The sequence below is a fragment of the Streptomyces sp. MA5143a genome, from assembly GCF_900290235.1.
Taxonomy (GTDB): Bacteria; Actinomycetota; Actinomycetes; order Streptomycetales; family Streptomycetaceae; genus Streptomyces.
On the sequence record NZ_OLMK01000068.1, the window covers coordinates 156,803 to 181,883 of the forward strand.

24 protein-coding genes are annotated in these 25,081 nt (G+C 71.7%); 8 read left to right on the forward strand and 16 right to left on the reverse strand.

The window, feature by feature from the left end:
- Positions 1-121 precede the first annotated feature (121 nt).
- Positions 122-835: an SDR family NAD(P)-dependent oxidoreductase gene (locus SMA5143A_RS27980; RefSeq protein ID WP_107465588.1), complete on the forward strand. Its 714-nt coding sequence runs from the start codon at positions 122-124 to the stop codon at positions 833-835.
- Between the two features lie 106 nt (positions 836-941).
- On the opposite strand, the gene rocD is transcribed toward SMA5143A_RS27980, so the two are convergent.
- The 3 genes from rocD to SMA5143A_RS27995 form a co-directional block, all read right to left on the reverse strand.
- Positions 942-2,168, reverse strand: a complete 1,227-nt coding sequence (rocD, locus tag SMA5143A_RS27985; RefSeq protein ID WP_107465589.1) for an ornithine--oxo-acid transaminase — start codon at positions 2,166-2,168, stop codon at positions 942-944.
- 70 nt (positions 2,169-2,238) lie between these two features.
- Positions 2,239-3,060: a dimethylargininase gene (gene ddaH / locus SMA5143A_RS27990; protein ID WP_107465590.1), complete on the reverse strand. Its 822-nt coding sequence runs from the start codon at positions 3,058-3,060 to the stop codon at positions 2,239-2,241.
- Between the two features lie 122 nt (positions 3,061-3,182).
- A complete protein-coding gene (locus tag SMA5143A_RS27995) occupies positions 3,183-3,674 on the reverse strand; it encodes an Lrp/AsnC family transcriptional regulator (protein WP_055711036.1) in 492 nt (163 codons plus the stop codon).
- 102 nt (positions 3,675-3,776) lie between these two features.
- Here SMA5143A_RS27995 and SMA5143A_RS28000 point away from each other — a divergent pair, with 102 nt between their 5' ends.
- The 4 genes from SMA5143A_RS28000 (at position 3,777) to SMA5143A_RS28015 (ending at position 8,081) form a co-directional block, all read left to right on the forward strand.
- Entirely contained in the window at positions 3,777-4,538 is a 762-nt protein-coding gene (locus SMA5143A_RS28000) for a LytR/AlgR family response regulator transcription factor (protein WP_107465591.1), read from the forward strand.
- 9 nt (positions 4,539-4,547) lie between these two features.
- Positions 4,548-4,943 carry a hypothetical protein gene (locus SMA5143A_RS28005; RefSeq protein ID WP_107465592.1) on the forward strand — a complete coding sequence of 132 codons (396 nt, stop codon included), beginning with the start codon at positions 4,548-4,550 and terminating at the stop codon, positions 4,941-4,943.
- A 123-nt stretch (positions 4,944-5,066) separates the two neighbouring features.
- Positions 5,067-6,812 (forward strand): sodium/solute symporter, encoded by a 1,746-nt coding sequence (locus tag SMA5143A_RS28010; RefSeq protein WP_107465593.1) that lies wholly within the window; start codon positions 5,067-5,069, stop codon positions 6,810-6,812.
- Positions 6,813-6,860: 48 nt separating this feature from the next.
- Complete coding sequence (locus SMA5143A_RS28015; RefSeq protein ID WP_107465594.1) at positions 6,861-8,081, forward strand: sensor histidine kinase; 1,221 nt, start codon at positions 6,861-6,863, stop codon at positions 8,079-8,081.
- Positions 8,082-8,100: 19 nt separating this feature from the next.
- Here the strand turns inward: SMA5143A_RS28015 and SMA5143A_RS28020 are convergent, their stop codons facing one another.
- The 7 genes from SMA5143A_RS28020 to SMA5143A_RS28050 all read right to left on the reverse strand — a co-directional run bounded on the left by SMA5143A_RS28020 (position 8,101) and on the right by SMA5143A_RS28050 (position 16,261).
- A complete protein-coding gene (locus SMA5143A_RS28020) occupies positions 8,101-8,256 on the reverse strand; it encodes a hypothetical protein (RefSeq protein ID WP_107102705.1) in 156 nt (51 codons plus the stop codon).
- Between the two features lie 13 nt (positions 8,257-8,269).
- The gene (locus tag SMA5143A_RS28025; RefSeq protein WP_107465595.1) at positions 8,270-10,198 is read right to left on the reverse strand and encodes a serine/threonine-protein kinase; all 1,929 of its coding nucleotides are present in this window, start codon (positions 10,196-10,198) and stop codon (positions 8,270-8,272) included.
- 17 nt (positions 10,199-10,215) lie between these two features.
- Positions 10,216-11,646: a PASTA domain-containing protein gene (locus SMA5143A_RS28030; RefSeq protein WP_258193783.1), complete on the reverse strand. Its 1,431-nt coding sequence runs from the start codon at positions 11,644-11,646 to the stop codon at positions 10,216-10,218.
- Between the two features lie 256 nt (positions 11,647-11,902).
- A complete protein-coding gene (locus SMA5143A_RS28035; protein WP_107465596.1) occupies positions 11,903-12,847 on the reverse strand; it encodes a cytochrome c oxidase assembly protein in 945 nt (314 codons plus the stop codon).
- Positions 12,848-12,953: 106 nt separating this feature from the next.
- Positions 12,954-13,979 carry a 6-phosphofructokinase gene (locus tag SMA5143A_RS28040; protein ID WP_107465597.1) on the reverse strand — a complete coding sequence of 342 codons (1,026 nt, stop codon included), beginning with the start codon at positions 13,977-13,979 and terminating at the stop codon, positions 12,954-12,956.
- 291 nt (positions 13,980-14,270) lie between these two features.
- Positions 14,271-14,999 (reverse strand): type 1 glutamine amidotransferase, encoded by a 729-nt coding sequence (locus SMA5143A_RS28045; protein ID WP_055522331.1) that lies wholly within the window; start codon positions 14,997-14,999, stop codon positions 14,271-14,273.
- A gap of 23 nt (positions 15,000-15,022) precedes the next feature.
- Complete coding sequence (locus SMA5143A_RS28050) at positions 15,023-16,261, reverse strand: Mur ligase family protein (RefSeq protein WP_055540952.1); 1,239 nt, start codon at positions 16,259-16,261, stop codon at positions 15,023-15,025.
- A 152-nt stretch (positions 16,262-16,413) separates the two neighbouring features.
- Here SMA5143A_RS28050 and def point away from each other — a divergent pair, with 152 nt between their 5' ends.
- On the forward strand, positions 16,414-16,953 hold the full coding sequence (gene def / locus SMA5143A_RS28055; protein WP_181362043.1) for a peptide deformylase: 540 nt from the start codon (positions 16,414-16,416) through the stop codon (positions 16,951-16,953).
- Positions 16,954-17,023: 70 nt separating this feature from the next.
- Here def and SMA5143A_RS28060 read toward each other — a convergent pair whose 3' ends face one another.
- Positions 17,024-17,671 (reverse strand): TetR family transcriptional regulator, encoded by a 648-nt coding sequence (locus SMA5143A_RS28060; protein WP_107465599.1) that lies wholly within the window; start codon positions 17,669-17,671, stop codon positions 17,024-17,026.
- A 167-nt stretch (positions 17,672-17,838) separates the two neighbouring features.
- Between SMA5143A_RS28060 and SMA5143A_RS28065 the strand changes: the two genes are divergently transcribed.
- Positions 17,839-19,065, forward strand: a complete 1,227-nt coding sequence (locus SMA5143A_RS28065) for an acyl-CoA dehydrogenase family protein (RefSeq protein WP_107465600.1) — start codon at positions 17,839-17,841, stop codon at positions 19,063-19,065.
- A gap of 48 nt (positions 19,066-19,113) precedes the next feature.
- On the opposite strand, the gene SMA5143A_RS28070 is transcribed toward SMA5143A_RS28065, so the two are convergent.
- Positions 19,114-20,328, reverse strand: a complete 1,215-nt coding sequence (locus tag SMA5143A_RS28070) for a cytochrome P450 (protein ID WP_107465601.1) — start codon at positions 20,326-20,328, stop codon at positions 19,114-19,116.
- A 230-nt stretch (positions 20,329-20,558) separates the two neighbouring features.
- On the opposite strand from SMA5143A_RS28070, the gene SMA5143A_RS28075 reads away from it, so the two are divergent.
- Complete coding sequence (locus SMA5143A_RS28075) at positions 20,559-21,221, forward strand: transcriptional regulator (RefSeq protein ID WP_107465639.1); 663 nt, start codon at positions 20,559-20,561, stop codon at positions 21,219-21,221.
- 22 nt (positions 21,222-21,243) lie between these two features.
- Here SMA5143A_RS28075 and SMA5143A_RS28080 read toward each other — a convergent pair whose 3' ends face one another.
- From SMA5143A_RS28080 to SMA5143A_RS28095, 4 genes are all read right to left on the reverse strand, one after another.
- Positions 21,244-21,483 carry a DUF6213 family protein gene (locus SMA5143A_RS28080; protein WP_055715409.1) on the reverse strand — a complete coding sequence of 80 codons (240 nt, stop codon included), beginning with the start codon at positions 21,481-21,483 and terminating at the stop codon, positions 21,244-21,246.
- Positions 21,484-21,508: 25 nt separating this feature from the next.
- Positions 21,509-22,894 (reverse strand): NADP-dependent succinic semialdehyde dehydrogenase, encoded by a 1,386-nt coding sequence (locus SMA5143A_RS28085; RefSeq protein WP_107465602.1) that lies wholly within the window; start codon positions 22,892-22,894, stop codon positions 21,509-21,511.
- Between the two features lie 65 nt (positions 22,895-22,959).
- Entirely contained in the window at positions 22,960-23,427 is a 468-nt protein-coding gene (locus SMA5143A_RS28090) for an NUDIX domain-containing protein (RefSeq protein ID WP_107465603.1), read from the reverse strand.
- Positions 23,424-24,962, reverse strand: coding sequence for an ATP-dependent DNA ligase (locus SMA5143A_RS28095; RefSeq protein WP_107465604.1), 1,539 nt, complete (start codon positions 24,960-24,962; stop codon positions 23,424-23,426). Before SMA5143A_RS28095 ends, SMA5143A_RS28090 begins: the two co-directional genes overlap by 4 nt.
- Positions 24,963-25,081 lie beyond the last annotated feature (119 nt).

The following is a 25,081-nucleotide window of genomic DNA, read 5'->3' on the forward strand; positions in this document are numbered from 1 at the left end:
CGATCAGCCGGGAACGTTCGGTGTTCGATGGGCGCGAGGGCGTGCAGGCGTACGTCCCGACGGCGGAGCGCCGGGCGTAGGGTCGAAGTGGGTCGAAGTGGCTCGACGGGAGGGAACGGACATGGCGCTGGTACTGGTGACCGGGGCGGCCGGTGGGCTCGGGCGCAACGCGGCGGACGCGTTGGCCGAGGCAGGCCACGACGTGGTGGTGCACGCCCGTGACACGGCGCGTCTTGCCGGTACGGAGGGCGGCGGACGGTGGAAGGGCGTCGTCGCCGGGGATCTCGCCGTCGCGGACGAGGTCCGGTCCGTCGCCCGCCAGGCCGCGGGGTTCGGCCGTTTCGACGCCGTCATCCACAACGCGGGCGTCCTGGATTCCCCCGACGAGATCGCCGTCAACATCGTCGCGCCGTACCTGCTGACGGCCCTGATGGACAAGCCGGCCAGGCTGATCTACCTCAGCAGCTCCATGCACCGGACGGGTTCCACCGATCTGGCGCGGCTGACCGCGGGCACGGCCTCCTACGACGACACCAAGCTGTGGGTGACCGCCCTCGCCCTGGCCTGCGCGACCCGCTGGGCGGGAACCTCCAGCCACGCGGTCGACCCCGGCTGGGTCCCCACCCGCATGGGCGGGCCGGCGGCCGCGGACGACCTGGCCGCCGGTCACCACACCCAGGTCTGGCTGGCCACCCACCCCGACGCCACCCCCACCACCGGCGGCTACTGGTACCACCGGCGGACACAGACCCCGCACCCCGCGACCCGGGACGAGCAGTTCCGGGCCCGACTGATCCGAACCCTGGAGCAGCACACGGGCGTCCCACTCGGCTGACGGCGGCATACCGGTACACCGGGGCACCGCGGGAGAGCCGCTCCCCGCAGGGGGAGCGGCTCTCCCGCGGGTCAGCCGCACGCCGGCTGACCGGAACGGCCCCGGATCAGGAGTCCGCCTCCAGAACCTCCCCCAACGTCCCCAGCGCCGAGCGGAGTTCCGTGGCCGTGACCGTCAGCGGCGGCGCCAGGCGGATCGTCGAGCCATGGGTGTCCTTGACGAGGATCCCCCGGTCCATGAGCCGTCGGCTGATCTCGCGGCCCGTGCCGATCGCCGGGTCGATGTCGACGCCCGCCCACAGGCCCCGCGCCCGGAAGCCGACCACGCCCCGGCCGACCAGCGCCGTCAGCCCGTCCCGCAGGACGACGCCCAGCTCGGCCGCCCGCTGCTGGAACTCCCCGGTCCGCAGCAGCTCCACCACCGCCGAGCCCACCGCCGCCGCCAGCGGGTTGCCACCGAACGTCGACCCGTGCTCGCCCGGCCTCAGCACGGACAGCACCTCCCGGCGCGCCACCACCGCCGACACCGGCACGATGCCACCGCCGAGCGCCTTGCCGAGCAGCACGGCGTCGGGCACCACGTCCTCGTGCTCGACCGCGAGCGTACGGCCGGTACGGCCCAGCCCCGACTGGATCTCGTCCGCGATGAACAGGCACCCGGCCCGCCGGGTCACCTCCCGCACCCCACGCAGATAGCCCTCGTCCGGGATGAGCACACCCGCCTCACCCTGGATGGGCTCGATCAGCACGGCCGCCGTCGTCTCGTCGACGGCCGCCTCCAGCGCGGCCAGGTCGTTGTACGGCACCACCCGGAAACCCGGGGTGAACGGGCCGAAACCGCCCCGCGCCTCCGGGTCGGTGGAGAAGCTGACGATCGTCGTCGTACGACCGTGGAAGTTGCCCGCGGCCACCACGATCGTCGCCCGGTCCGCGGGCACGCCCTTCACCTCGTACGCCCACTTGCGGGCCACCTTGATGCCGCTCTCCACGGCCTCGGCGCCCGTGTTCATCGGCAGCACCATGTCCAGGCCCGTCAGCTCGGCCAGGGACTCCGCGAACTCCGCCAGCCGGTCGTTGTGGAAGGCCCGCGACGTGAGCGTCAGCGTGTCCAGCTGGCGGTGCGCGGCCTCGATCAGCGCCGGATGGCGGTGACCGAAGTTGAGGGCGGAGTAGCCGGCCAGCATGTCCAGATAGCGGCGGCCCTCCACGTCCTCGACCCACGTGCCCTCGGCACGGGCGACGACGACGGGAAGCGGATGGTAGTTGTGCGCGAGGACGGGCTCCTCGGCACGGATGAGGTCGGCCGACGAACGCGTACGGACGGGAGCGGTCATGAGCGGGCCTCCTGGGTCATGGGGCGGAACGCCGGGCGAGGGCGGTGGAACGGGGGCCGGGTCTCCAGCTTCACGGGCGGAGCTCCTGAGTGCAGCACTTGATGCCGCCGCCGGCCTTCCGGAACTCCGACAGGTCGAGCGGGACGGGCACGTAGCCCTGCCGGTCGAGCTGGTCGGCGAGTTCCTTGGCGCGGGACGAGATGAACACATGGCGGCCGTCGGACACCGAGTTCAGCCCGAAGGCCAGCGCGTCCTCACGGCCGGCGATCACCGCGTCCGGGTAGAGCCGGGCGAGGACCGCGCGGCTGCCGGAGGAGAACGCCTCCGGGTAGTACGCGATGTTGCCGTCCTCCCCGTCGTCCAGCACGAACAGGGCGGTGTCCAGGTGGTAGAACCGCGGGTCCACCAGCTGGAGGCTGATCACCGGGACGCCGAAGAACTCCTGCGCCTGACGGTGGGCCTCACGCGTGGTCCGGAAACCGGTCCCGGCGAGGAGGAAGCGGCCGGCCGGCACCAGGTCGCCCTCCCCCTCGCACACCGACTCGGCCCGGTGCACCTCGTACCCGGCGCCCTCGAACCAGGCGTCGTACGCGGTGGACTCCGGGCGCCGCTCCGGCGCGTGGAACAGCGAGCCGAGGACCCGGCCGCCGAGGACGAGCGCGCAGTTGGCCGCGAAGACCATGTCGGGCAGCGCCGCCACCGGCTCCACGGTCTCCACGGTGTGGCCGTGGTCCCGGTAGGCGCGGATCAGCGCCTGCCACTGCTCACGGGCGAGGTCGACGTCCACGGGGGCGTCCGGACGCATCCAGGGATTGATCGAGTACTGAACGGCGAAGTGTCTGGGTTCGCAGACCAGAAAGCGCCGAAGGCGCGGCACACGGCTGTCGGGCACAGAGGGTCTCTCCGCTTCCTGCGGTGTCGGCTGGGGATGACACCACGGTAGGAATCAGGACAGACGCCCGACAAGCGACAAGCGCTGCGTGTTCACGCAGTGATACTGCGTATTCAACCGGCTCAGCGCACGTTCGGTGCGTCGGCGGTGGCGGCGGCCTCCGGAGCCTCGGGCAGCAGATGCGACAGCACCATGTAACTGATCGTCTTGCGGATGAACGGCTCGGTGCGGATCCGCTCCAGCACCTCCTCGAAGTGCTCCACGTCGACGGCCCGCACATGCAGCAGCGCGTCCGCGCCGCCGGTCACCGTCATCGCCGCCGTGATCTCCGGATGGTTGCGCACCACCTCCGCCAGCCGCCGGGGCGGCGCCGCGCCCTCGCAGTACACCTCCACGTACGCCTCCGTACGCCATCCGAGCGCCGCCGGCTTCACCGTGGCCGTGAACCCCGTGATCACCCCGGTCTCCCGCAGCCGGTCCACCCGCCGCTTGACCGCGGTGGCCGAAAGGCCGATGGCCGAGCCGATCTCGGCGAAGCTGGTCCTCGCGTTCGCCATCAGCGCCGTGATGATCTTGCGATCGAGCTCGTCGAACGCCGCTGACTTGCTGTTCATGCGGGCACTGTATCCAGCGACCGGCACCCGCGGTACGCGCCCGGAAGGCCTCCGGCGCGCGGACATGTGCAGGCGTACGAATTACTCCTACACTCCGGGTTCATGCTGCGCGCGCTCGCCGTCGATGACGAGAAACCCTCCCTCGAGGAGCTGCTGTACCTGCTGAACGCGGATCCGCGGATCAGCAGCGCCGAGGGCGCCAGCGACGCCACCGAGGCCCTGCGCCGGATCAACCGCGCCCTGGAGTCCGGCCCCGCCGGACCCGAGGCGATCGACGTGGTCTTCCTCGACATCCACATGGCCGGACTCGACGGCCTCGACCTCGCCCGGCTCCTCACCGGCTTCGCCCGGCCCCCGCTCGTCGTCTTCGTCACCGCCCACGAGGGCTTCGCCGTGCAGGCCTTCGACCTCAAGGCCGTCGACTACGTCCTCAAGCCGGTCCGCCGGGAACGGCTCGCCGAGGCGATACGCCGAGCCGCCCAACTGCGCGGCGCCGCCCCGCCGACGCCGATACCCGTCCACGAACCCGACCCCGACCAGATACCCGTCGAGCTCGGCGGCGTGACCCGCTTCGTCGCCGTCGACGACATCACCCATGTCGAGGCCCAGGGCGACTACGCCCGACTGCACACCTCGCAGGGCAGCCATCTCGTGCGCATCCCGCTCTCCACCCTCGAGGAACGCTGGCGCGCCCGCGGCTTCGTCCGCATCCACCGCCGCCACCTCGTCGCCCTGCGCCACATCGGCGAACTCCGCCTCGACGCGGGCACGGTCAGCGTCCTCGTCGGCTCCGTGGAACTCCAGGTCAGCCGCCGCCATGCCCGCGAACTGCGCGATCTGCTGATGCGCCGGACCACGAGCTGAGGAGACGGCATGCCCCAGGACCCCACCGAACGACGCGTCGTCGTCACCGGCGTGCCCCGCCGCACGCTCCCGCCCTCCCGGCTCCGCCCGGGCGGGAGACACCCGCACCGCTCCGGCCACCACCGCCCGCGCACCGAGATCGACGAACAGACCACCCTCGGCCACACCTATGTCCGCTCCCTCATGCGCAGCCAACTCCGGTCCGCCATCGCGGTGTTCGCGGTCCTCGTCCTGCTGGTCGCCCCGCTGCCGCTGGTCTTCGCCGCCATGCCGGACGGCGCCGGCCTGGAGTGGGCCGTCCTCGGCTTCGGCATCTACCCCCCGCTGGTCCTCCTCGCCCGCCGGCACGTACGGCGCGCCGAACGCAACGAACAGGACCTCGTTCGTCTGGTCGAGGACCGCTGAGACCCACCGTCACCGTGCCCGAGCCGACCGGAAGCGCGGCAGGAACGAGAACCGAGCGTGAGCGAGACCCAGCATGAGCGAGACCCAGCGTGAGCGAGAACCCCGCATGAGCGAGAAGCCGGCATGAACGAGAACTACGCCGTCCCCGCGGTCGCCCTCGTCGTCGTGGCGACCGTCTTCGTCGGCGCGTTCGGCCTGCGCATCTCCCGCACGACCTCCGACTTCTACGTCGCCTCCCGCACCGTCGGCCCCCGCCTCAACGCGGCCGCGATCAGCGGCGAGTACCTGTCCGCCGCCTCCTTCCTCGGCATCGCGGGCCTCGTCCTCGTCCAGGGCCCCGACATGCTCTGGTACCCGGTCGGCTACACCGCCGGATACCTCGTGCTGCTGCTGTTCGTCGCCGCCCCGCTGCGCCGCTCGGGCGCCTACACCCTGCCCGACTTCGCGGAGGCCCGGCTCGCCTCCAAGACCGTACGGCGGCTCGCGGGCGCCTTCGTCGTCGGCGTCGGCTGGCTCTACCTGCTGCCCCAACTCCAGGGCGCCGGACTGACCCTGAACGTGCTCACCGACGCGCCCCAGTGGCTCGGCGGGGTCATCGTCGCCGTCGTCGTCGCCGCGACCGTCGCCGCGGGCGGCATGCGCAGCATCACCTTCGTGCAGGCGTTCCAGTACTGGCTCAAGCTCACCGCCCTGCTGGTCCCCGCGCTCTTCCTCGTCCTCGCCTGGCAGGGCGACGGCGCTCCCCGCCATGCCTTCGACGAGCCGGCGTCCTTCCGCGAGCAGCGGGTCGTCCGCGTCGACGCGACCCTCGACCTGAAACTCGCCCAGCCGCTGACCGTCACGGTGTCCGGCACCGTCGACGGCCGCCGCCACGACGAGAAACGGATCGACCTGCCCACCGGCACCCACCGGGTCGAGCGGGGCACCCGGCTCACCTTCACCGAGGGCGACCCCGTACCCGTCGCCGACCGCGGCAGCAACGGCGGCATGTCCACCTCCCTCGCCGAGGGCCGCGAGGAACGCCCCCTCTACGCCACGTACGGGCTGATCCTCGCCACCTTCCTCGGCACCATGGGCCTGCCCCATGTCGTCGTCCGCTTCTACACCAGCCCCCACGGCGTCGCGGCCCGCCGCACCACGGTCGTCGTCCTCGGCCTCATCGGCGCCTTCTACCTCCTCCCCCCGGTCTACGGGGCCCTCGGCCGGCTCTACGCCCCCGAACTCACCCTCACCGGGGACGCCGACGCGGCCGTACTCCTCCTGCCGGACCGCATGGTCGGCGGCCTCGGCGGCGATCTGCTCGGCGCGCTCGTCGCGGGCGGGGCGTTCGCGGCGTTCCTGTCCACCGCGTCCGGCCTCACCCTGGCCGTCGCCGGCGTCCTCGCCCAGGACGTGCTGCCCGCCCGCGGGGTACGGCACTTCCGGCTGGGCACGGTCCTCGCCATGGCCGTCCCCCTCGCGGCGAGCGTCCTGGTGGGCGGACTACCGGTCGCCGACGCGGTCGGCCTCGCCTTCGCCGTGTCCGCCTCGTCCTTCTGCCCGCTGCTCGTCCTCGGCATCTGGTGGCGGCGCCTGACCCCACCGGGCGCCGCCGCGGGCATGCTCGCCGGAGGCGGCGCGGCGCTGCTCGCGGTCGCCGCGACCATGGCCGGCTACCCCGGCACCGGCGCCTTCCACGCCCTGCTGGCCTGGCCCGCCCTCTGGTCGGTCCCGCTCGGCTTCCTGACGATGGTCCTGGTCTCCCTCGCCACCCCGAGCAGGGTCCCGGCCGAGACCCCGTCGATCCTGGCCCGCTTCCACCTGCCGGAGGAACTGGTCGGCGGCCAGCCCGCAGCGGCCTCGAAGGAGATCGAACTGTGGCGCCGGTGAACGGAACCCGCGAGCCGTGGGCGGTGTACCAGTTGCGGGAGGTGAACGATGAGCGGTGAAGTCAGCGGATTCCTGGCCGGGTTCCTGGTCGCGGTGCTGCCGTTCCTCGCGGCCGGTTTCTGGCTCGGTCGCCGGACGGCCCGGCCGGGCAGAAGCCTGGGCGGCCTCGGCACACCCGTGGAGCACGCCACGTTCCAGACCCTGCACACCGCGACGCTCGCCGCGCCCCCGCTGCGCGCGGGCCTCACGGAGGAGACGGCCCGCAGATCGGCCAAACGGCTGCGCACCCTGCTCGGCACGGACGCGCTGTGCCTGACCGACCACGAGTCGGTTCTCGTCTGGGAGGGCGTGGGGGAGCACCACCGCGCCGAGATCATGGAGCGTCTGGCCGGGCCCCTGGAGAGCGGCCGGGGCGAGGCGTTCCGTCTGACCTGCGACATCCTCGACTGCCCGGTCCGCTGGGCGGTCGTCGCCCCCCTCACGGTCGACGACCGCGTCCACGGCGCGCTCGTCGCCTGCGCCCCCTTGGAGTCCGCCGTCCTCGTCCGCGCGGCCGGTGAGGTCGCCCGCTGGGTCTCCGTCCAGCTCGAACTCGCCGACCTCGACCAGTCCCGCACCCGGCTCATCGAGGCCGAGATCAAGGCCCTGCGCGCCCAGATCTCCCCCCACTTCATCTTCAACTCGCTCGCCGTGATCGCCTCGTTCGTCCGCACCGACCCCGAGCGCGCCCGTGAACTGCTGCTGGAGTTCGCCGACTTCACCCGCTACTCGTTCCGCAGGCACGGCGACTTCACCACCCTCGCCGACGAACTCCACGCCATCGACCACTATCTGGCCCTGGTCCGGGCCCGCTTCGGCGACCGCCTCTCCGTCACCCTTCAGATAGCACCGGAGGTCCTGCCGGTCACCCTGCCCTTCCTCTGCCTCCAACCCCTCGTGGAGAACGCGGTGAAGCACGGCCTGGAGGGCCGGCTCGACAAGAGCCACATCAGCATCACCGCCCAGGACGCGGGCGCGGAGGCACTCGTCGTCATCGAGGACGACGGCGTCGGCATGGACCCCGAGGTGCTGCGACGCATCCTCTCCGGCGAGACGAGCCCCTCGGGCGGCATAGGCCTGAGCAACGTCGACGAACGGCTCCGCCAGGTGTACGGCGACGACCACGGCCTCGTCATCGAGACCGCGGTCGGCGCGGGCATGAAGATCACCGCCCGGCTGCCGAAATACCAGCCGGGCGTACACCCGGACGGGGGAATACCCCGAGCCTGAGGATCACACAGCGTGCGTCTCAGGTGCGCGATGCCACCATCCCCAGCGTCAGCAGGCCGAGGACGACCCATCCGAACCACAGCCAGCCGTTGCTTCCGAGAGCCACGGTGTAGGCCGTCACCGCGACCAGCCCACCCACGGTGAGCACCCCCATGGCCTTAGTCGAACTGGGCATCGCGACACCCTCCTCATGGTTCGTCCTTCTCCATGGTGCGCCTGTCCTGGCGCATCGCGGTGCAGACGACGAAATGTGTGTCCGAATGCCATCCACTGTCTCCCACCCAGACGGCGGCTTCATAGATGTCGTGGGGGTATCCGTACTCCTTGGGCGGGACCTGCTTCTGGCAGAGGTCGGGCCCGTCGTCCTTCGCTTTCTTCAACTTCGTGGTCGAGGGCAGCTGGAGGAACGCGAGCACCTGCTCGTCGTGCGGTCCGTCGCAGGGGACCAGCTTGGCGCGGCTGTCGGAGAGCCGGTCGATGCAGTCCCGCTTCTGCATGGTGGCCGTGTCGGTGAACACCATGCCCATCGGTCGGTGCTCCCCGATCGGGCCGTGCACCGGTCCGTGGGTGCCCAGAAGCAGGCAGGCGACGCGCTGTCCGGCGCCGTCGAAGCCGTCGGCGGTCGGCACCACCGCGTAGCCGCGGGTGTCGGCGAGCAGGCCGTCGGCCTCCTTGGTGAGCCGGTCGCACTGGGCGGCGCCGCCGCTCCGGGCGTCCTCGGCGGATCCGGCCTCGTACAGGGCCATGACCTGCCCGTCCGTGCCCTCACCGCAGTCCACGACGGTCAGCCGGGGCTGGTCCGTGAAGGGGACGTCCGACCAGTCGGCGTCGACGCAGTCACCGTTCCTGAGTGCCCGTGTCAGCCCGATGGCGTCCCCGTAGGGCCTCGCGCCGCTTCCGGTGCCGCCGCCGAGCCCGCGGAGGTCCGGCAGATTCTCCAGCCCGTACATGAGCCCGCTGACCAGCAGGGCCAGGCCGAGGGTGGTCGCCACGCCGGCCAGCAGGGCCTTGGCGCGGTGATGACGGCGTCGGCCGTCGGTGCGGGTGCCGGGGGAGCGGCGGGCGGGGTGTGCGGGGCCGTGGTCGGAGGCGGAGGCCAAGTGGGTCTCCGGCGCCGCAGCGGTCGGCGCGGGCCAGGGCGTCTCGTGCGGGTGCCGAGAGGCGAGCACCTCCGGCTCCACGGCGTACAGGGCCCCGCTCTCCCACTGCGGCTGGGACCCCAGGTCCGGATCGGTGCGGGGGTGGGCCCGCGGGGTCACGATCGCGGCGAGAGCCGCCTCGGTGTCGCCGGCGGTGATCCGTTGCACGGGGTCCTTGGCCAGCATCGCGGCCAGCAGTGGCTCCAGGGCGCCCGCGCGCAGCACCGGACGCGGTTCCTCCAGGACGACGGCGGTCAGGGCGGCGATCCCGGAGTCCCGGTCGAAGGGGCCGAAGCCCTCCACGGCGTAGTACAGCGTGCAGCCCAGCGAGAACAGGTCGGCCGCGGCGGTCGGCGGCCCGCCCTGGGCCCGCTCGGGCGCCAGATACCCGGTGGTCCCGACCAGCATGTGGGAGCGGGTGTACCGGGTCTCCTGGGTGTCGGGCTGCACGGAGATGCCGTAGTCGGTGAGCAGGACGCGCGCGTACGGCGATCCGGTGCGGTCGGGGGCGAGCAGGATGTTGGCCGGTTTGACGTCCCGGTGCATGATGCCGCGCTCGTGCCCGGCGGTCAGCGCGTCCAGGACGGCGAGCCCTATCCGGGCGCACTCGGCGGGCGCGAGCGGGCCGCGCCCGGTGACGAGCGCCTTCAGATCCAGGGCACCGGGTACGTATTCCATGACGATCCATGGCAGCGCGTCGTGTTCGAGGACGTCGTGCACGGTCACGACGTGGGGGTGGCCGCGCAGCCCGGCGGCGTGCCGGGCCTCCGCGCGGGCCCGCGCGACGCGGGTGGTGCGGTCCTGCTCCTCCTCACCCGGGTCGCGGAACACGATCTCCTTGAGCGCCACCTCGCAGTCCAGCTGCTGGTCGTGGGCGAGCCAGACATGGCCCATACCGCCGCTGCCCAGGCGGTTCAGCAAGAGGTAGCGGTCGGCGATGACCCGGCCGACTCCCGACTCCGGTGCTTCAGACTGCATCGGTCACTCCCCAGGGTTCAGATCCATACGGGCTGGGCCGGGTCCTCGACGGGGTCTCCGTTGTCGCCGCCGGTGCCCCCGGCGGGCCCTCCCGGACCCCCACGCCCTCCCGGACCTCCCTGGTCCTCGGACGGGATGCCGCCGGACGGCTCGGGATCAGTGCTCGTCGGATCGACCGGCGAATCGGCGGGCGGGTCGCTCTCCTCCGTCGGAGTGGGTTCCGGTGAGGGAGGGGCCGCACTCGACGTGGTGGACGTCGGGGTCGGTGTGGGTGTGGGTGTGGGAGTCGGCGTCGGTGTGGGTGTGGGTGTGGGTGTGGGAGTCGGCGTGGGCGTCGGAACGGGCGTGGGCGTGGGCGTCGGAACGGGCGTGGGCGTGGACTCGCTCGGCGAGGGGATCCCCCCGCTGGACGACCCCACCGAACCCGAATCCGACCCTGAACCGGAGCCGGAGCCGGAGCCGGAGCCCGAGTCGGACCCGCTGTCGTCTCCCCTCGAACCCGAGTCGGTGCCGGTGCCGCCGTCCGACGGCGGCCCATCCGTCGGCTTCCAGTCCACCGTCAGCGTCACCGCGTCCCCGAACTCCCGCTTCGCGCCCGCTCCGGGGCTGGACCCCGTCACAGGAGCGTCGCTCGGCGGCATCTCGTCCCCCTCGACGACCACCGCGAGCCCGTCGTCCGCCAGGGCCGCGCTCGCCTCGCCGAACGACTTCCCCGCCACCTGCGGCACCGTCCGCCGTTCACGCGCGTCGAACGTCTCGTCCGACTCTCCCGCAGTGCCGACGTCCCGGTTGATGCCCCGGCCCGGGTCCTCGACGTCGACGAGCTTGATCTCCTTCAGCTGCTCGGGCGCGGGCTTCACCACGACCGTCGCCGACTCGTCGTAGCCGTCCCACTTGTCGTTGCGGTCGTCGAACTTCACATCGACGCGCTCGGGGTCGTCGTCGAACGCCCGCAGCGGATTTCCGCAGCTGCACTTCACGGCGGGCAGGCCCTGTGCGTCCACCAATACGGCGATGCCCGCTTCCAGTAGCGCGTCGAAGGGGACGCCTTCGCCGTTCTTGTAGTCGTGGTTCTTCACGAGCGTGTCGTGGCGCAGGAGAACGGGGGTGAGGTCGTCGAGATAATCGCTGATTCCATCGACTTTCACCCCCACGATGTCGGCCCAGACCTGAGCCTTATTCCGGTTTTCGGGATCGGTCAGAAAACGCTCGAGTTTGTCGATGTCACAGATCTTCGGGCGCTTCCGCGTTCCGCCGTAGAGGCCGGGCGCGTTCCCCTGCTGGAGTCCGCTGTGCGGCTCGCGGGACGTGAGGTTCCTCTGGTCCCGGCCCAGCCCGGCCTCCTCGTCGAAGAAGGGTGCGAGGGAGGCCACGCCCGCGGCGACCGCCCGCACCGGGAGCAGCGCCGGACCGGAGTCGCCGCATCCGCTGAGGACCACCACGCCCACCAGAAGAACGGCGATCCTCCGGACGGCTGATTTCCCGGCATTTCGCAAACACGTTCGCAGGCATACGTGAATTGTCATGACCGCTCCCCCCGGCGGTTTCCCCCGTCACCCCGCAGGGCGGAAGCGGGGCTCACGCATCATGCTACTGAAGGCAAAAGCCTTTCAGTCAAGAAAATTATGAATGTGCGGTCGTGAGGTCGAACAAAAGAATAGGGGTCACGGAAAGGGGGAGTGACCCCGAGACCATGAGAAGGGCTCAGCGGCCGCGTGCGTCGAGTGAGGCCAGATAGGCGTTGTACGCCTCGAGTTCCTTGTCGCCGTCCCGGTCGGCCGCCCGGTCCTGGCGCCGCGCCTGGCGCTGTTCGGAGCCGTACCACTGGAAGAGCAGCGCGAGCAGCACCAGCACGGACGGGATCTCGCTGAACGCCCACGCGATGCCGCCGGCCGCGTTCTGGTCGGCGAGCGCGTCGATGCCCAGCGACGCGGGCGGGTTCTCGTACGACTTCACCATCGGCGTGGACGCCATCATCAGGGCGATGCCGAAGAACGCGTGGAACGGCATGCCCGCGAACAGCTCCAGCATCCGCATCAGATAGCCCGGCCGGTGCGGGCCCGGGTCCACGCCCATGATCGGCCAGAAGAAGAACAGGCCCACGGCGAGGAAGTGCACCATCATCGCGATGTGACCCGGCGTGGACCCCATCAGGAAGTCGAACAGCGGGGTGAAGTACAGCGCGTACAGGCTCGCGATGAACATCGGGATCGTGAACGCCGGGTGCGTGACGATCCGCATGTACCAGCTGTGCAGGAACATCAGCAGCAGCTCGCGGGGCCCCTTGCGGCCCTTGCCGGCCGTCGGCAGCGCCCGCAGCGCCAGGGTGATCGGCGCGCCGAGCAGCAGCAGGATCGGCGCCAGCATGCTGATCACCATGTGCTGCACCATGTGCACGCTGAACATGACCATCCCGTAGTCGTTCAGCCGGGTGCACATCACCAGCAGGATCATCAGCACACCCGCGACGAACGCGACGGTCCGCCCCACCGGCCACTTGTCCCCGCGCCGGACGAGCCGGACGACGCCCCACGCGTACAGCGCGAGCGCCACCAGACAGCCGACCAGGAAGAACGGGTCCGCCGACCACCCGAGCCCCCGCCCCAGGGTGAAGGGCAGGAGATCCGTGCCGTGCCCGCTGTGATCCATTCCGTCGGCTCCTGATTCGTGGGGGTTGAGCGCTGTCTGTCCGGCACCAGACTAGAACCGCCCCCGGCCGCGTCGGCGACCGGGGGCGGTACGGCGCTCATCTCACTCAGAGCACGCACTCGGCTTCGTCGTACCGCTCCTTGGGAACGGTCTTCAGCGTCTCCACCGCCTCGGCGAGCGGCACCATCACGATGTCCGTGCCCCGCAGCGCGGTCATCCTGCCGAACTCCCCGCGGTGCACGGCCTCCACCGCGTGCCACCCGAAGCGCGTCGCCAGCACCCGGTCGTACGCGGTCGGCGTACCGCCCCGCTGCACATGCCCGAGGATGACCGGCCGCGCCTCCTTGCCGAGCCGTGCCTCCAGCTCGACGGAGAGCTGCCGGGCGATGCCGGCGAACCGCTCGTGGCCGTAGATGTCCTTGCCGCCCTCGTCGAAGTCCATGGACCCGGCCTTCGGCTTGGCGCCCTCGGCGGCCACGACGATCGCGAAGCGCTTGCCCGCCTCGAAGCGCTCGCCGACCCGCGTGGCCAGCTCATCGATGTCGAAGGGCCGTTCCGGTACGACGATGGCGTGCGCGCCGGCCGCCATGCCGGAGTGGAGGGCGATCCAGCCGGTGTGGCGGCCCATGACCTCCACGACCAGCACGCGCTGGTGGGACTCGGCGGTGGTCTTCAGACGGTCCAGGGCCTCGGTGGCGACACCGACGGCCGTGTCGAACCCGAACGTCACATCGGTGACCGCGATGTCGTTGTCGATGGTCTTCGGCACGCCCACCACGGGCAGACCGTTGTCCGACATCAGCCGGGCCGCCTTGAGCGTGCCCTCACCGCCGATCGGGATGATCGCGTCGAGGCCGAGCTCCGCGAGATGGCCCTTCGCCCGCTCCACACCGTCCCGCAGATGCGAGGGCTGGACCCGGGAGGAACCGAGGATCGTGCCGCCGCGAGCCAGGATGCCGCTCACCGAGTCGAGGTCGAGCTTGAGGTAGTCGCACTCCAGGAGGCCTTTCCAGCCGTCCCGGAAGCCGATGACCTCGTCGCCGTGGTCGACGACGGCGCGGTGCACGACGGACCGGATGACGGCGTTCAGCCCGGGGCAGTCGCCGCCGGACGTGAGGACACCAATGCGCATAGCCCGAATTACCTTCTCAACGTGGGCAGGATCCGGACCACGCTGTCCGGCGGAATCCCCGCCACCCTACCGGCGCCGGGGGGCCGGACCGTAGCGGGCGTCCGCCTGCTGGACGCCCCCGCACAGGTGAGCGCACGCCTGGTCAGACGGGCTGTCACAGCTGAGCGGGGGCGGTGTCAGACGGGCTTCGGTACGGGCACTGAGGAACCGTTTCTCAGGCTCCTCGGCCCGCCTCGCCGAAGGTGCGCGGACCTCGGCCGACGCCGTCCCGGCCGGCTCCGCGCGGCGGCGTCACGCCGGCTCGGTGGCCGCCGCGATCCGCTCGTTGCGCAGAGCCTCGAACCAGCGGTCGTCGGTCGGCGGCAGTGCGTTGACGTCGAGCGCCAACTTCAGCAGCAGATCGGCGATCAGCGGGTTCCGGGCGAGCACCGGACCGTGCATGTAGGTGCCGAACACGGTGTCGTTGTACGCGCCCTCCGTGCCGTCGCCCGTGCCGTTGCCCTTGCCGAGCCGCACGTTCGCGAACGGGCGGGCGGTGGGGCCGAGGTGGGTGACGCCCTGGTGGTTCTCGAACCCGGTCAGCTGGGGCAGGCCGAGACGCGGGTCGATGTCCGCGAGGACGTCGCCGACGCACCGCTCGCCCTCGCCGCGGACCGTGGTCACGTCGAGCAGGCCGAGGCCCGGCTCGCGCTGACCGAGGTCGTTGACGAACTCGTGGCCGAGGATCTGGTAGCCGGCGCACACCGCGAACACGATCGCGCCGTTGTTCACCGCCTGGTACAGATGCCCGTCGCGGCGCAGCCGCTCGGCGGCGAGCCGCTGCGGACGGTCCTCGCCGCCGCCGATCAGGTAGATGTCGCCGGAGGTCGGGATCGGCTGGTCGCTGCGCACGTCCAGCCGGGCCACGTCCAGGCCGCGCTGCCGCGCCCGGCGCTCCACGACCAGCACGTTGCCCTGGTCGCCGTAGGTGCTGAGCAGGTCCGGGTAGACCCAGACGACCCGCAGGCTGTTGTCACTCATGAGTTCCCCTCGAGTCCTCGTGGTCAGTTGCCGACGCGGCGGCGCAGGTCCTGGAACGCGGTGTAGTTCGCGATGACCTCGATCCGGCCCGGCGGGCACATCTGCACCGCCTGGTCGAGGCTGTCGCAGACCTGGAAGTGCTGGTTCGCCACTTCCAGTCGCACCGCGAGGTCGAGCTTCCGGTCGCCCAGCACGAAGATCGGGTGTCCGGTCAGCCGCGTGTAGTCGACGTCCCACAGCCAGGAGGTGTCGGTGCCGTCGGCGCCGCGCGCGTTCACCGACAGGATCACCGGCGACGGCGGCGGGTCGATCAGCGAGAACGTCTCCAGCCAGCCCGCCGGGTTCTTGGCGAGCAGCAGCCGCAGATCACGCTGCATGAACTGCACCACGTCATAGCGTCCGGCGACGGCCTGCACCTGGTACATCCGCTCCAGGGCGACCTGCGGGGGCACCCCGAACACGGCGGCGACGGCGGCCGACGAGGCGGCGTTCGCCTTGTTGGCGCGGCCCGGCAGCTGGAGGTGGATCGGCCAGGCCGAACCGTGCGGGTCGAGGACGTGGTCGCCGGACAGCGCCCAGCTCGGGGTGGGCCGGCGGAAACCGCACTCACCGCAGAACCAGTCGTCGCCCGGGCGCTGCATCACACCGCCGCACGCCGGGCACGACCAGGCGTCGTCCTTCCACATCTGGCCGACGGCGACCCAGACCACGTTGGGGGAGGACGACGCGGCCCACACCACCAGCGGGTCGTCGCAGTTGGCGACGACGACGGACTTGGTGCCGGCCAGGCCCTCACGCCAGGCCTCCGCCATCATGCGGGTCTCGGCGGCCCGGTCGAGCTGGTCGCGCGAGAGGTTGAGCAGCGCGATGCACTTGGGGTCCGTGTCCCGTGCCACACCGGCGAGGTACTTCTCGTCGACCTCGATCACACCGAACTTGGAGTCGGAGTTGCCGGCGAGCGCCGAGGTGATGCCCGCGGGCATGTTCGCGCCCAGCGCGTTCGACACGACGGGTCCCGCGGCGCGCAGCGCCTCCGCGATCAGCCGGGTCGTGGTCGTCTTGCCGTTGGTGGCGGAGACCAGGACGACGTCCAGGTTCTGCGCCAGTCGTGCGAGCAGATCGGGGTCGAGTTTGAGGGCCACCCGGCCGCCGATCACCGATCCGCTACCGCGTCCCGCGGCACGCGATGCCGCCGCGACCGCCTTGCCCGCCGTCACGGCCAGCTTGGCCCGCGGCGTCAGCGGGTCCGAGTTGCCTGCCATCAGTTCTCGATCCTCCTTGCGTACAGCGCCGCGCCCAGTCCCGGCAACGTGTGGACCAAAGCCTATCGAGATCCACTCACGCGCCCGAATCTCGCCGGGCCGGTAGCACCGGCGGGACCGGCTATATCGGGTCCGAACGTACTCTTGCGCCCATGCGAAGCGGCTCGATTCCCGGCGCCCGAGGGCGCGTTCTCCCCATGACACTGCTCGGGGACCCCGTCCTGCACGCCCCTTGTGAAGAAGTCACGGAGTTCGGTCCCGAACTCGAGCGGCTCGTGGAGGACATGTTCGCGACGATGTACGCGGCGCGGGGCGTGGGTATCGCCGCGAACCAGGTGGGCCGGGCGCTGAGGGTGTTCGTGTACGACTGCCCGGACGACGAGGACGAGCGCCATCTCGGTCATGTGGTGAACCCCCGGCTGGTGTCGGCGGACGGGATCCTGCTGCGCGGGCCGGAGGGCTGTCTGTCGCTGCCCGGACTGGAGGCGGGGGTGGAACGGTACGACGAGGCCGTGGTCGAGGGGTACACGGTCGACGGGGACCGTGTACGGGTGCCGGGGACCGGGTTCTTCGCGCGGTGCCTCCAGCACGAGTGCGATCACCTCGACGGCCGGGTGTACGTGGACCACCTCTCGGGGTGGCGCCGTTCCCGGGTGCGGCGCAAGATCGCGAAGGCGCCGTGGGGCGGCTGACATGCCGACGGGCGCGGGTACGCCGTCGCGCGTCGCGCGGCGCACCGCGCCCTTTCCGGCGCGGCCGGGGTCAGAAGCCCGGGCCGCCCACCTTGTCGCCCGCGGCCGCCAGGCGGCCCCATAGGAGGTCGGCCATGCTGCGGACCAACTCGGCCCTGGTGCAGGGGCGTTCGCCGAGCCACCAGTCGCCCGCGGCGTGCATCATGCCCACGATGCCGTGGCCCCAGATCCGTGCGAGCCGGCGGCTGTCGGGACCGAGGTCGAGGCGCTCTTCTATGACCGTGCCCAGTTCCTCGCCCATGCGCCGCAGCAGGGGCGCGGAGTGCTTGCCGACGTCGAAGCCCTGGTCGCCCCCGGGCTGACCGCCCTCGGCGGGATGCATCAGGAAGCGGTACACCTGAGGGCGGGCCTCGATGGCCGCGAGATAGGTGTCGAGGGTCGCCTCGACGCGTTCCCGGCGCTCCGCCGGGGCGTCCAGGGCGGCCCGCAAGGAGTCCAGGAGGGCATCGGTGTGACGCTGGGCGAGCGCGGCGTAGAGTCCGCCCTTGTCGCCGAAGTGGCGGTAAAGGATGGGTTTGGTGATGCCCGCCTCGGCGGCGATGGCGTTCATCGACGCCCCGGGGCCGTCGCGGAGCACCACACGGTCCGCGGCCTCCAGCAGCTCGCGCCGACGGCGGTCGGCGGACCGTTCCTGGTCGGTCGACTGCGTGGTGTCCATGTCTCTCCCCCAGTACAGATTTCGGTGACGCCTGCGCAAAGTAGCACTGACGTACACGTCACGACCGAACGGGCTACCGAGGGCGGCCCGGGAGTTGACTTTTCCTACCGACCGGTAACAGACTCACGTTACCGCAGGTAACATCTTAGTGCAGTGCTGGAGGCGTCATGGCCGAGTTCACGATGGAACTCAACGAGGAACAGCGAGAGGTCCGCGACTGGCTGCACGGATTCGCCGCCGATGTGATCCGGCCCGCGGCCGCCGAGTGGGACGAGCGCGAGGAGACGCCCTGGCCGGTCATCCAGGAGGCCGCCAAGGTGGGCATCTACTCCCTGGACTTCTACGCCCAGCAGTACTTCGACCCCACCGGCCTCGGCATCCCCATGGCCATGGAGGAGCTGTTCTGGGGTGACGCCGGCATCGCGCTCTCCATCGTCGGCACCGGCCTCGCGGCGGTCGGCGTCCTCGCCAACGGCACCGAGGAGCAGATCGGCACCTGGATCCCCCAGATGTACGGTGACGCGGGCGACGTCAAGGTGGCCGCGTTCTGCTCCTCCGAGCCCGACGCCGGCTCCGACGTCGCCTCCATGCGCACCCGCGCGGTCTACGACGAGGCCAAGGACGAGTGGGTCCTCAACGGCACGAAGACCTGGGCGACCAACGGCGGCATCGCCAACGTCCACGTCGTGGTGGCCGTGGTCGACGCCGAACTCGGCTCCAAGGGCCACGCGTCCTTCATCGTCCCGCCGAACACCCCCGGCCTGTCCCAGGGCCAGAAGTTCAAGAAGCACGGTATCCGCGCCTCCCACACCGCCGAGGTCGTCCTGGAGGACGTGCGCGTCCCCGGCTCCTGCCTCCTCGGCGGCAAGGAGAAGCTCGACGAGCGCCTGGCGCGGGCCCGGGAGCGGGCCAAGGCCGGCGGCGAGCGGGTGAAGAACGCGGCGATGGCCACGTTCGAGGCGAGCCGGCCCGCCGTCGGGGCGATGGCCGTGGGTACCGCCCGCGCCGCCTACGAGGTCGCGCTGGAATACGCCAAGACCCGCGAGCAGTTCGGGCGGCCGATCATCGACAACCAGGGCGTCGCGTTCCAGCTGGCGGACATGCGGACGTCCGTGGACGCGGCCCGGCTGCTGGTGTGGCGGGCCTCCTGGATGGCGATCAACGGCAAGCCGTTCACCGCCGCCGAGGGGTCCCAGTCGAAGCTGTTCGCGAGCGAGACGGCGAAGAAGGTGACGGCGCAGGCCCTGCAGATCCTCGGCGGCAACGGATACACCCGGGAGTACCCCGTGGAGCGGATGCACCGGGACGCGGCCATCTACACGATCTTCGAGGGGACGAGCGAGATCCAGCGGCTGGTGATCGCCCGCACCGTCTCGGGGATGTCCATCCGATAACCCCCCCGGAACCGTCGGTGAGACGCGCCGCGCCCCCCGGGGGGATGGTCACCAGGTGACCGGGAGGGCCTCCGGGCCGCGGATCAGGGCGCCGCGCCGCCAGCGGACCTCGGCGGGCGGCACCGCCGGCCGCAGGCCCGGCACCCGGTCCAGGAGCGCGTCCACGACCAGTTCGGCCTCCAGCCGGGCGAGGCCGGCGCCCACGCAGGCATGGGCGCCGTGCCCGAAGGCCAGATGGGGGTTCGGGTCGCGGTCGAAGTCGATGCGCTCGGGGTCGGGGAAGACGTCCGGGTCACGGTTGGCAGCCAGGTACGACACATAGACCGGCTCGCCGGCCCGGATGCGGACACCGTGGAGGACCACGTCCTCCAGGGCGATCCGGGACAGGCCGACGGCGTTGCGGTGCGGTACGTACCGCAGCAGTTCCTCGACGGCGCGCGGCCGCAGCCCGGGTTCCTCGCGCAGCCGGGCGAGCAGGTCGGGGCGGCTCAGCAGGACGAAGCACATCCGGCCCGTGTTGTGGGTGAGAGCCTCACCGCCGATCTGCAGGGAACCGGCCAGGGTCGACGCCTCCTCCTCGGTGACGTCCCCCCGGGCCACGGCCGCGCCGAGCAGGGAGACGACGTCGTCCCCGCCGGAGCCCCGGTGCTCGGCGACGGCCCTCGCGAAGTACGCCGTCATGTCCCGCTCGGCCCGTTCACCGGCCTCGGTGCCGTCCGTCAGGGACAGGATCCGCCGGGTCCGAACCCGCATCTCCTCGCGGTCCGCGTCCGGGACACCCATCAGGTCGCTGATCACGGTGACCGCGAACGGCTCCAGCACCCGTGCGACGAGGTCCGCCGGCGGGCCGTCGCCCAGCATCGCGTCCACCGTCGCCTCCAGCTTCCGCCGCGCCGTCGCCCGCAGCCGGGCGATGCCCGGGGCGTCGAAGACGGGGGCGAGCGCGCGGCGCAGCCGGGCGTGGTCCGGCGTGTCGGCCAAGGTCATCGCACCCGGCCGCGGGGCGAAGTGCGGCGCCCACCGGGTGACCTGACGACCGGCCACCTCCGCCCGGCTGAACCGGGGGTCGTCCGTCACCAGCCGTACGTCGTCGTGGCGGGTCAGCAGCCACGCCCAGCCCTCGCCGTTGGGCAGCTGGATCCGGTTGATCGGGCCCTCCCGCATCAGCTCGGCCAGCACGGGGTCGAAGTCGACCCCGGTCAGCCTCAGGACGGGCCAGTGCCGTACCGGCGGGGCGCCGAGGGTCTCTTCGCTCGTCGTCATGTGTCGCCACGCATGGGGAACGCCTGCTTTCGCTGTCCGGAAGGGGCCTTCGGGCCGGGCACGCGGTGGTGATGCGGTGGAGTACCCACGATCACCCGTCGGCCCGGCGATCTCGCGCCGGACTACTCCGGACCGGCGAAGCCGGACGGAGCACCGCCCCCTACTCCGGACCGGGCGGCCGTGCCATGGTCGAGGAGGCACAGCGCCGCCGGAACCGACGGGAGTACGCCATGACGCGCACGGCAGGGCATCTGCTGGACACCCTCACCGCGAAACTGGCCCCCGACCCCGGCGACAACCCGCTGCTGCCGCTCATCGCCGCCGGGACGGCCGACCCCGCCACCCTCGCCGTACTGGCCCTGGAGCAACACCAGGTGATCGCCTCCGACCACCGCTCCTTCGCCCGTCTGGCCCAGCTGGCGGCGACCGAGGCCCCCGCGAGCGCCGCGTTCTTCCGGCTGCTCGCGGACGGCGAGGCCGTCGCGGCCGGCCACCTCACCATGTTCGCGCGGGCCTGCGGCGTGGACGAGGAACGCGCCGCCGCCCATGAACCGCTGCCGGGCTGCCAGGCCTACCCGTCGTACGTCGCCCGCCTCGCGCTGGAGGCCGCGCCGGCCGACGCGGTCCTCGCCCTGACCGCCAACTTCGCCTCCTGGGGCGGCTACTGCGCCACGATCGGGCGAGCCCTGCGCCGGCACTACGACCTCACCGACGACGCGTGCGCGTTCTTCGACTTCTTCGCCGAGCCGTCCCCCGACCTGGACAGGAGCGCACGGACGGCCGTGGAGGAGGGATGGCAGGCGGGCCGGCTCGACGAGAGGCTCGCCCAGCGCCACGGCCGACTGCTGCAGAGCTACGAATCCATGTTCTGGAGCACACTCGCCCGCCTGTGAGAGGGGGCGGAAGGGGGCCGGATCAGCCGGAGACGGCCCCACTGCTGTGCGCGATGCACGCCACGTCGATGCGGTCGGCCAGCTTCGCCAGCTCGATCGTCAGCGCGGCCACCGTGTCCTCGTCCAGGTCGTCCGCGCCCGCCTCCACCAGGTGCAGCCACCGTCCGCCCAGCGTTCGCAGCAGCTTGCTGACATCGGCGGCGGCCACCTGAAGGGTCCCGCGGTCGTCGACGATCAGAGGAAGAGTCACTTCGCGGTTCACAACGGGGATGGTAACCGCGGAAGGCTCACGCCCCGTGCCACACGGTGGTGATGTTGCAGAACTCCCGGATTCCGTGTCCGGACAGCTCACGTCCGTAGCCCGACCGCTTGACCCCGCCGAACGGGAAAGCCGGGTGTGAGGCGGTCATTCCGTTGACGAAGACGCCTCCCGCGTCGAGATCCCGTACGAAGCGGTCGACCTCGGCCGCGTCCTGTGTCCATACGTTCGAGCTGAGCCCGAAGGGCGTGTCGTTGGCGATTGCGATCGCTTCGTCGAGGTCGGCGACCCGGTACAGGGTGGCGACAGGACCGAAGGTCTCCTCGCGGTGGACGCGCATCTCGGGAGTGATGTCGGCGAGGACGGTCGGCGGGTAGAACCAGCCGGGCCCGTCCGGGCGCTCCGCGCCGCACAGCACCGTGGCACCGCTCTCCACGGCCTCGTCGACCAGGCCCTCCAGGTCCTCGCGGCCCTGCTCGCTGGAGAGCGGCCCGACGTCGGTGTCCTCGTCCAGCGGGTCGCCGACCTTCAGCGCCCTCATGCCCTCGACGAAACGCTCGGCGAAGGCGTCGTACACATCGGCGTGCACGAGGAACCGCTTGGCGGCGATGCAGGACTGACCGGCGTTCTGCGCGCGCGCCGTCACCGCGGTGCTCGCCGCACGGTCGACGTCCGCGGACGGCATCACGATGTACGGGTCGCTGCCGCCCAGCTCCAGCACCGTCTTCTTGATCTCGTCACCGCCGACGGACGCCACGGACCGGCCTGCGGGCTCGCTGCCGGTGAGGGTGGCGGCCCGGATCCGCGGGTCGCGCAGGACGCCCTCGACGGCGCCGGACCCGATGAGCAGGGTCTGGAAGCAGCCCTCGGGGAACCCGGCCCGGCGGAACAGGTCCTCCAGGAAGAGGGCGGTCTGCGGCACGTTCGAGGCGTGCTTGAGCAGACCCACGTTGCCGGCCATCAGGGCGGGCGCGGCGAAGCGGATCACCTGCCACAGCGGGAAGTTCCACGGCATCACCGCGAGGACCGGGCCGAGCGGGCGGTAGCGGACCAGGACGCGGGAGGCACCGGAGTCCTTCACGTCCGCGTCGGAGGGCTCCACGTCGGTGAGCAGCACCTCCGCGTGCTCGGCGTACCAGCGCATCGCCTTCGCGCACTTGGCGACCTCGGCGCGGGCCTGCTTGACGGGCTTGCCCATCTCGGTCGTCATGACACGGGCGACGTCCTCCGCGTCCTCCTCCAGGAGGTCGGCGGCCCTCCGCAGCAGCCGCGCGCGTTCCGCGAACGACGTCGTCCGGTAGGTGCGGAACGTGCGGTCGGCCGCCGCGAGCCGACGCTCGATCTCCTCCTCGCCCAGGGCCTCGTACGTTTTGAGCGTCTCGCCGCTCGCCGGATTCACCGTCGCGATGGGCATGCCTGACCTCCTGCGTGAGCTGTCCCTCGACCTTCCCGCGCGGCGACGCGCGCCGCAACGCGGGCTCAGCCCGAGTGCTCAGCCAGCCGGTCGAGAAACTCGGTCTGTGCCTGCACGAGCACCGCGCGGGCCCGCTCCGGGGCGCACCACTCCACCCGGTCCAGTTCGGGGAACTCCTGGATCCGCCCCGACCTCGGCGGCCACTCCATCCGGAAGGTCCCCGGCACCACCGTCGACGGGTCGAGGTCGGCCTCGATCGCCCACACGGTGACGATCTTGCCGTTGGTCTGCCGCACCTCACCGAGGGGTACGGCCTCCCCGTCGGGCGGCTCCAGCCCGAGCTCCTCACGGAACTCGCGGCGCGCCGCCTCCCAGGCGGGCTCGTCGGGCTCGTACTCGCCCTTCGGCACCGTCCACGCGCCCGCGTCCTTCCGCTCGAAGTACGGGCCGCCCATGTGCCCCAGGAGCACCTCGACGCCGTGCTCGGTGCGGCGGTACAGCAGTAGACCGGCACTGCGCTTGGGTGTCGTCACCGGGTGACCTCCGGGTGTGCGGCGAGCAGGGTCTCGACCGTATCGGCCTCGGCGGGGGTCTTGTCCTCGCGATAGCGGATCACGCGCGCGAAACGCAGGGTGACACCGGCCGGATAGCGGGTCGAGCGCTGGAGGCCGTCGTAGGCGATCTCGACGACGAGTTCGGGGCGGACGGTCACACCCCAGCGTTTCTCCTCGACGGCCGACTCCCGCAGCCGTTCGGTCTGCCAGGTCAGCATCGCGTCCGTCATGCCCTTGAAGGTCTTGCCGAGCATCGCGAAGCCGCCGTCGGCGGTACGCGCGCCGAGGTGGAGGTTGGAGAGCTTGCCGGTGCGCCGCCCGTGGCCCCACTCGGCGGCCAGCACCACCAGGTCGAGGGTGTGCACGGGCTTCACCTTCAGCCAGGAGGCGCCGCGGCGGCCCGCGCTGTAGGCGGCGTCCAGGGCCTTCAGTACGACGCCCTCGTGGCCCCGGGCGAGCGTGTCCGCGAGGAAGCGCTCCGCCTCGGCGAGGTCGTCGGGGCCGTGGACGAGGGCGCGCCGGACCCGCATCGGCTCCGGGACGAGCCGGGCCAGCTCGGTGTGGCGTTCGGTGAACGGCAGGTCGAGGAGGTCCCGGCCGTCCATGGAGAGCGCGTCGAAGAAGACCGGCGACACCGGCACCTGCTCGGCCGCCGTCGCCACGTCCAGCCGCGAGCCGACCCGCCCGGCGGTCTCCTGGAAGGAGCGCGGCCGTCCCGTCTCGTCGAACGCGATCACCTCCCCGTCGAGGATGAACCGCTCGCCCGGCAACTCCAGTGCCGCCGCCGTCAGTTCGGGGAGGCGGTCGGTGATGTCGTCGAGGGTCCGCGTGTACAGGCGTACGTCGGGGCCGTCACGGTGGACCTGGACCCGGATGCCGTCCAGTTTCTCCTCGACCGCGCAGGCGCCCAGCTTCTCCACGGCGTCCGCGACCGAGGAGGCGCTGTGCGCCAGCATGGGCAGAACCGGTCGCCCCACCGTGAGCCGGAACCGCTCCAGGGCCGGCGGGCCGTCCGCGAGCAGCGCCTGCGCCACCGTCTGGAGCGAGCCGGCGAGCATCACCGCCCGGCGGACGTCGGCGGGGGGAGCGCCTGTCGCCGAGGCGAGGCCCTCGACGGCCACCGCGTCCAGCGCGCCCTGCCGGACCTCGCCCGTGAGGAGCCCGAAGAGATAGCGCTGCTCGACATCGGTGGCCGCGGCGAGCAACTCGCCCACGAGGCGCCGGCGTTCCGCCTGCGAGCCGGCGCCCGTGACGCCGCCGATCTCCGTGAGACGGGCGTCGACGTCGCGTACGGTCAGGGTGGGCTCGGCGGCGGGGGCGATGTCCTGGTCGAGGACCTTCCAGCCGATGCCGAGACGGCCCTGGGGGAGTCGGCCCGCGAGGTACGGGATGACGATCGGCACGTCCTCGGCGTCCGCCTCCCGGAACAGCTCGGCGAGCAGCGCGGTCTTGCGGGAGCGGGCCGAGGTGGCGGCTACCTGGTGGGACAGGTGGGCTAGCTGGGCGAACAGCATGCAGCCATGGTCCTACGGAGTTTGGCCGGGTGCCTATTGGGTGGGGGTGCGGGGGCGTGTTGGCGGGTGCGGGTGGGTGGGGGCTGGTCGCGCCGTTCCCCGCGCCCCTCGATGGCCCT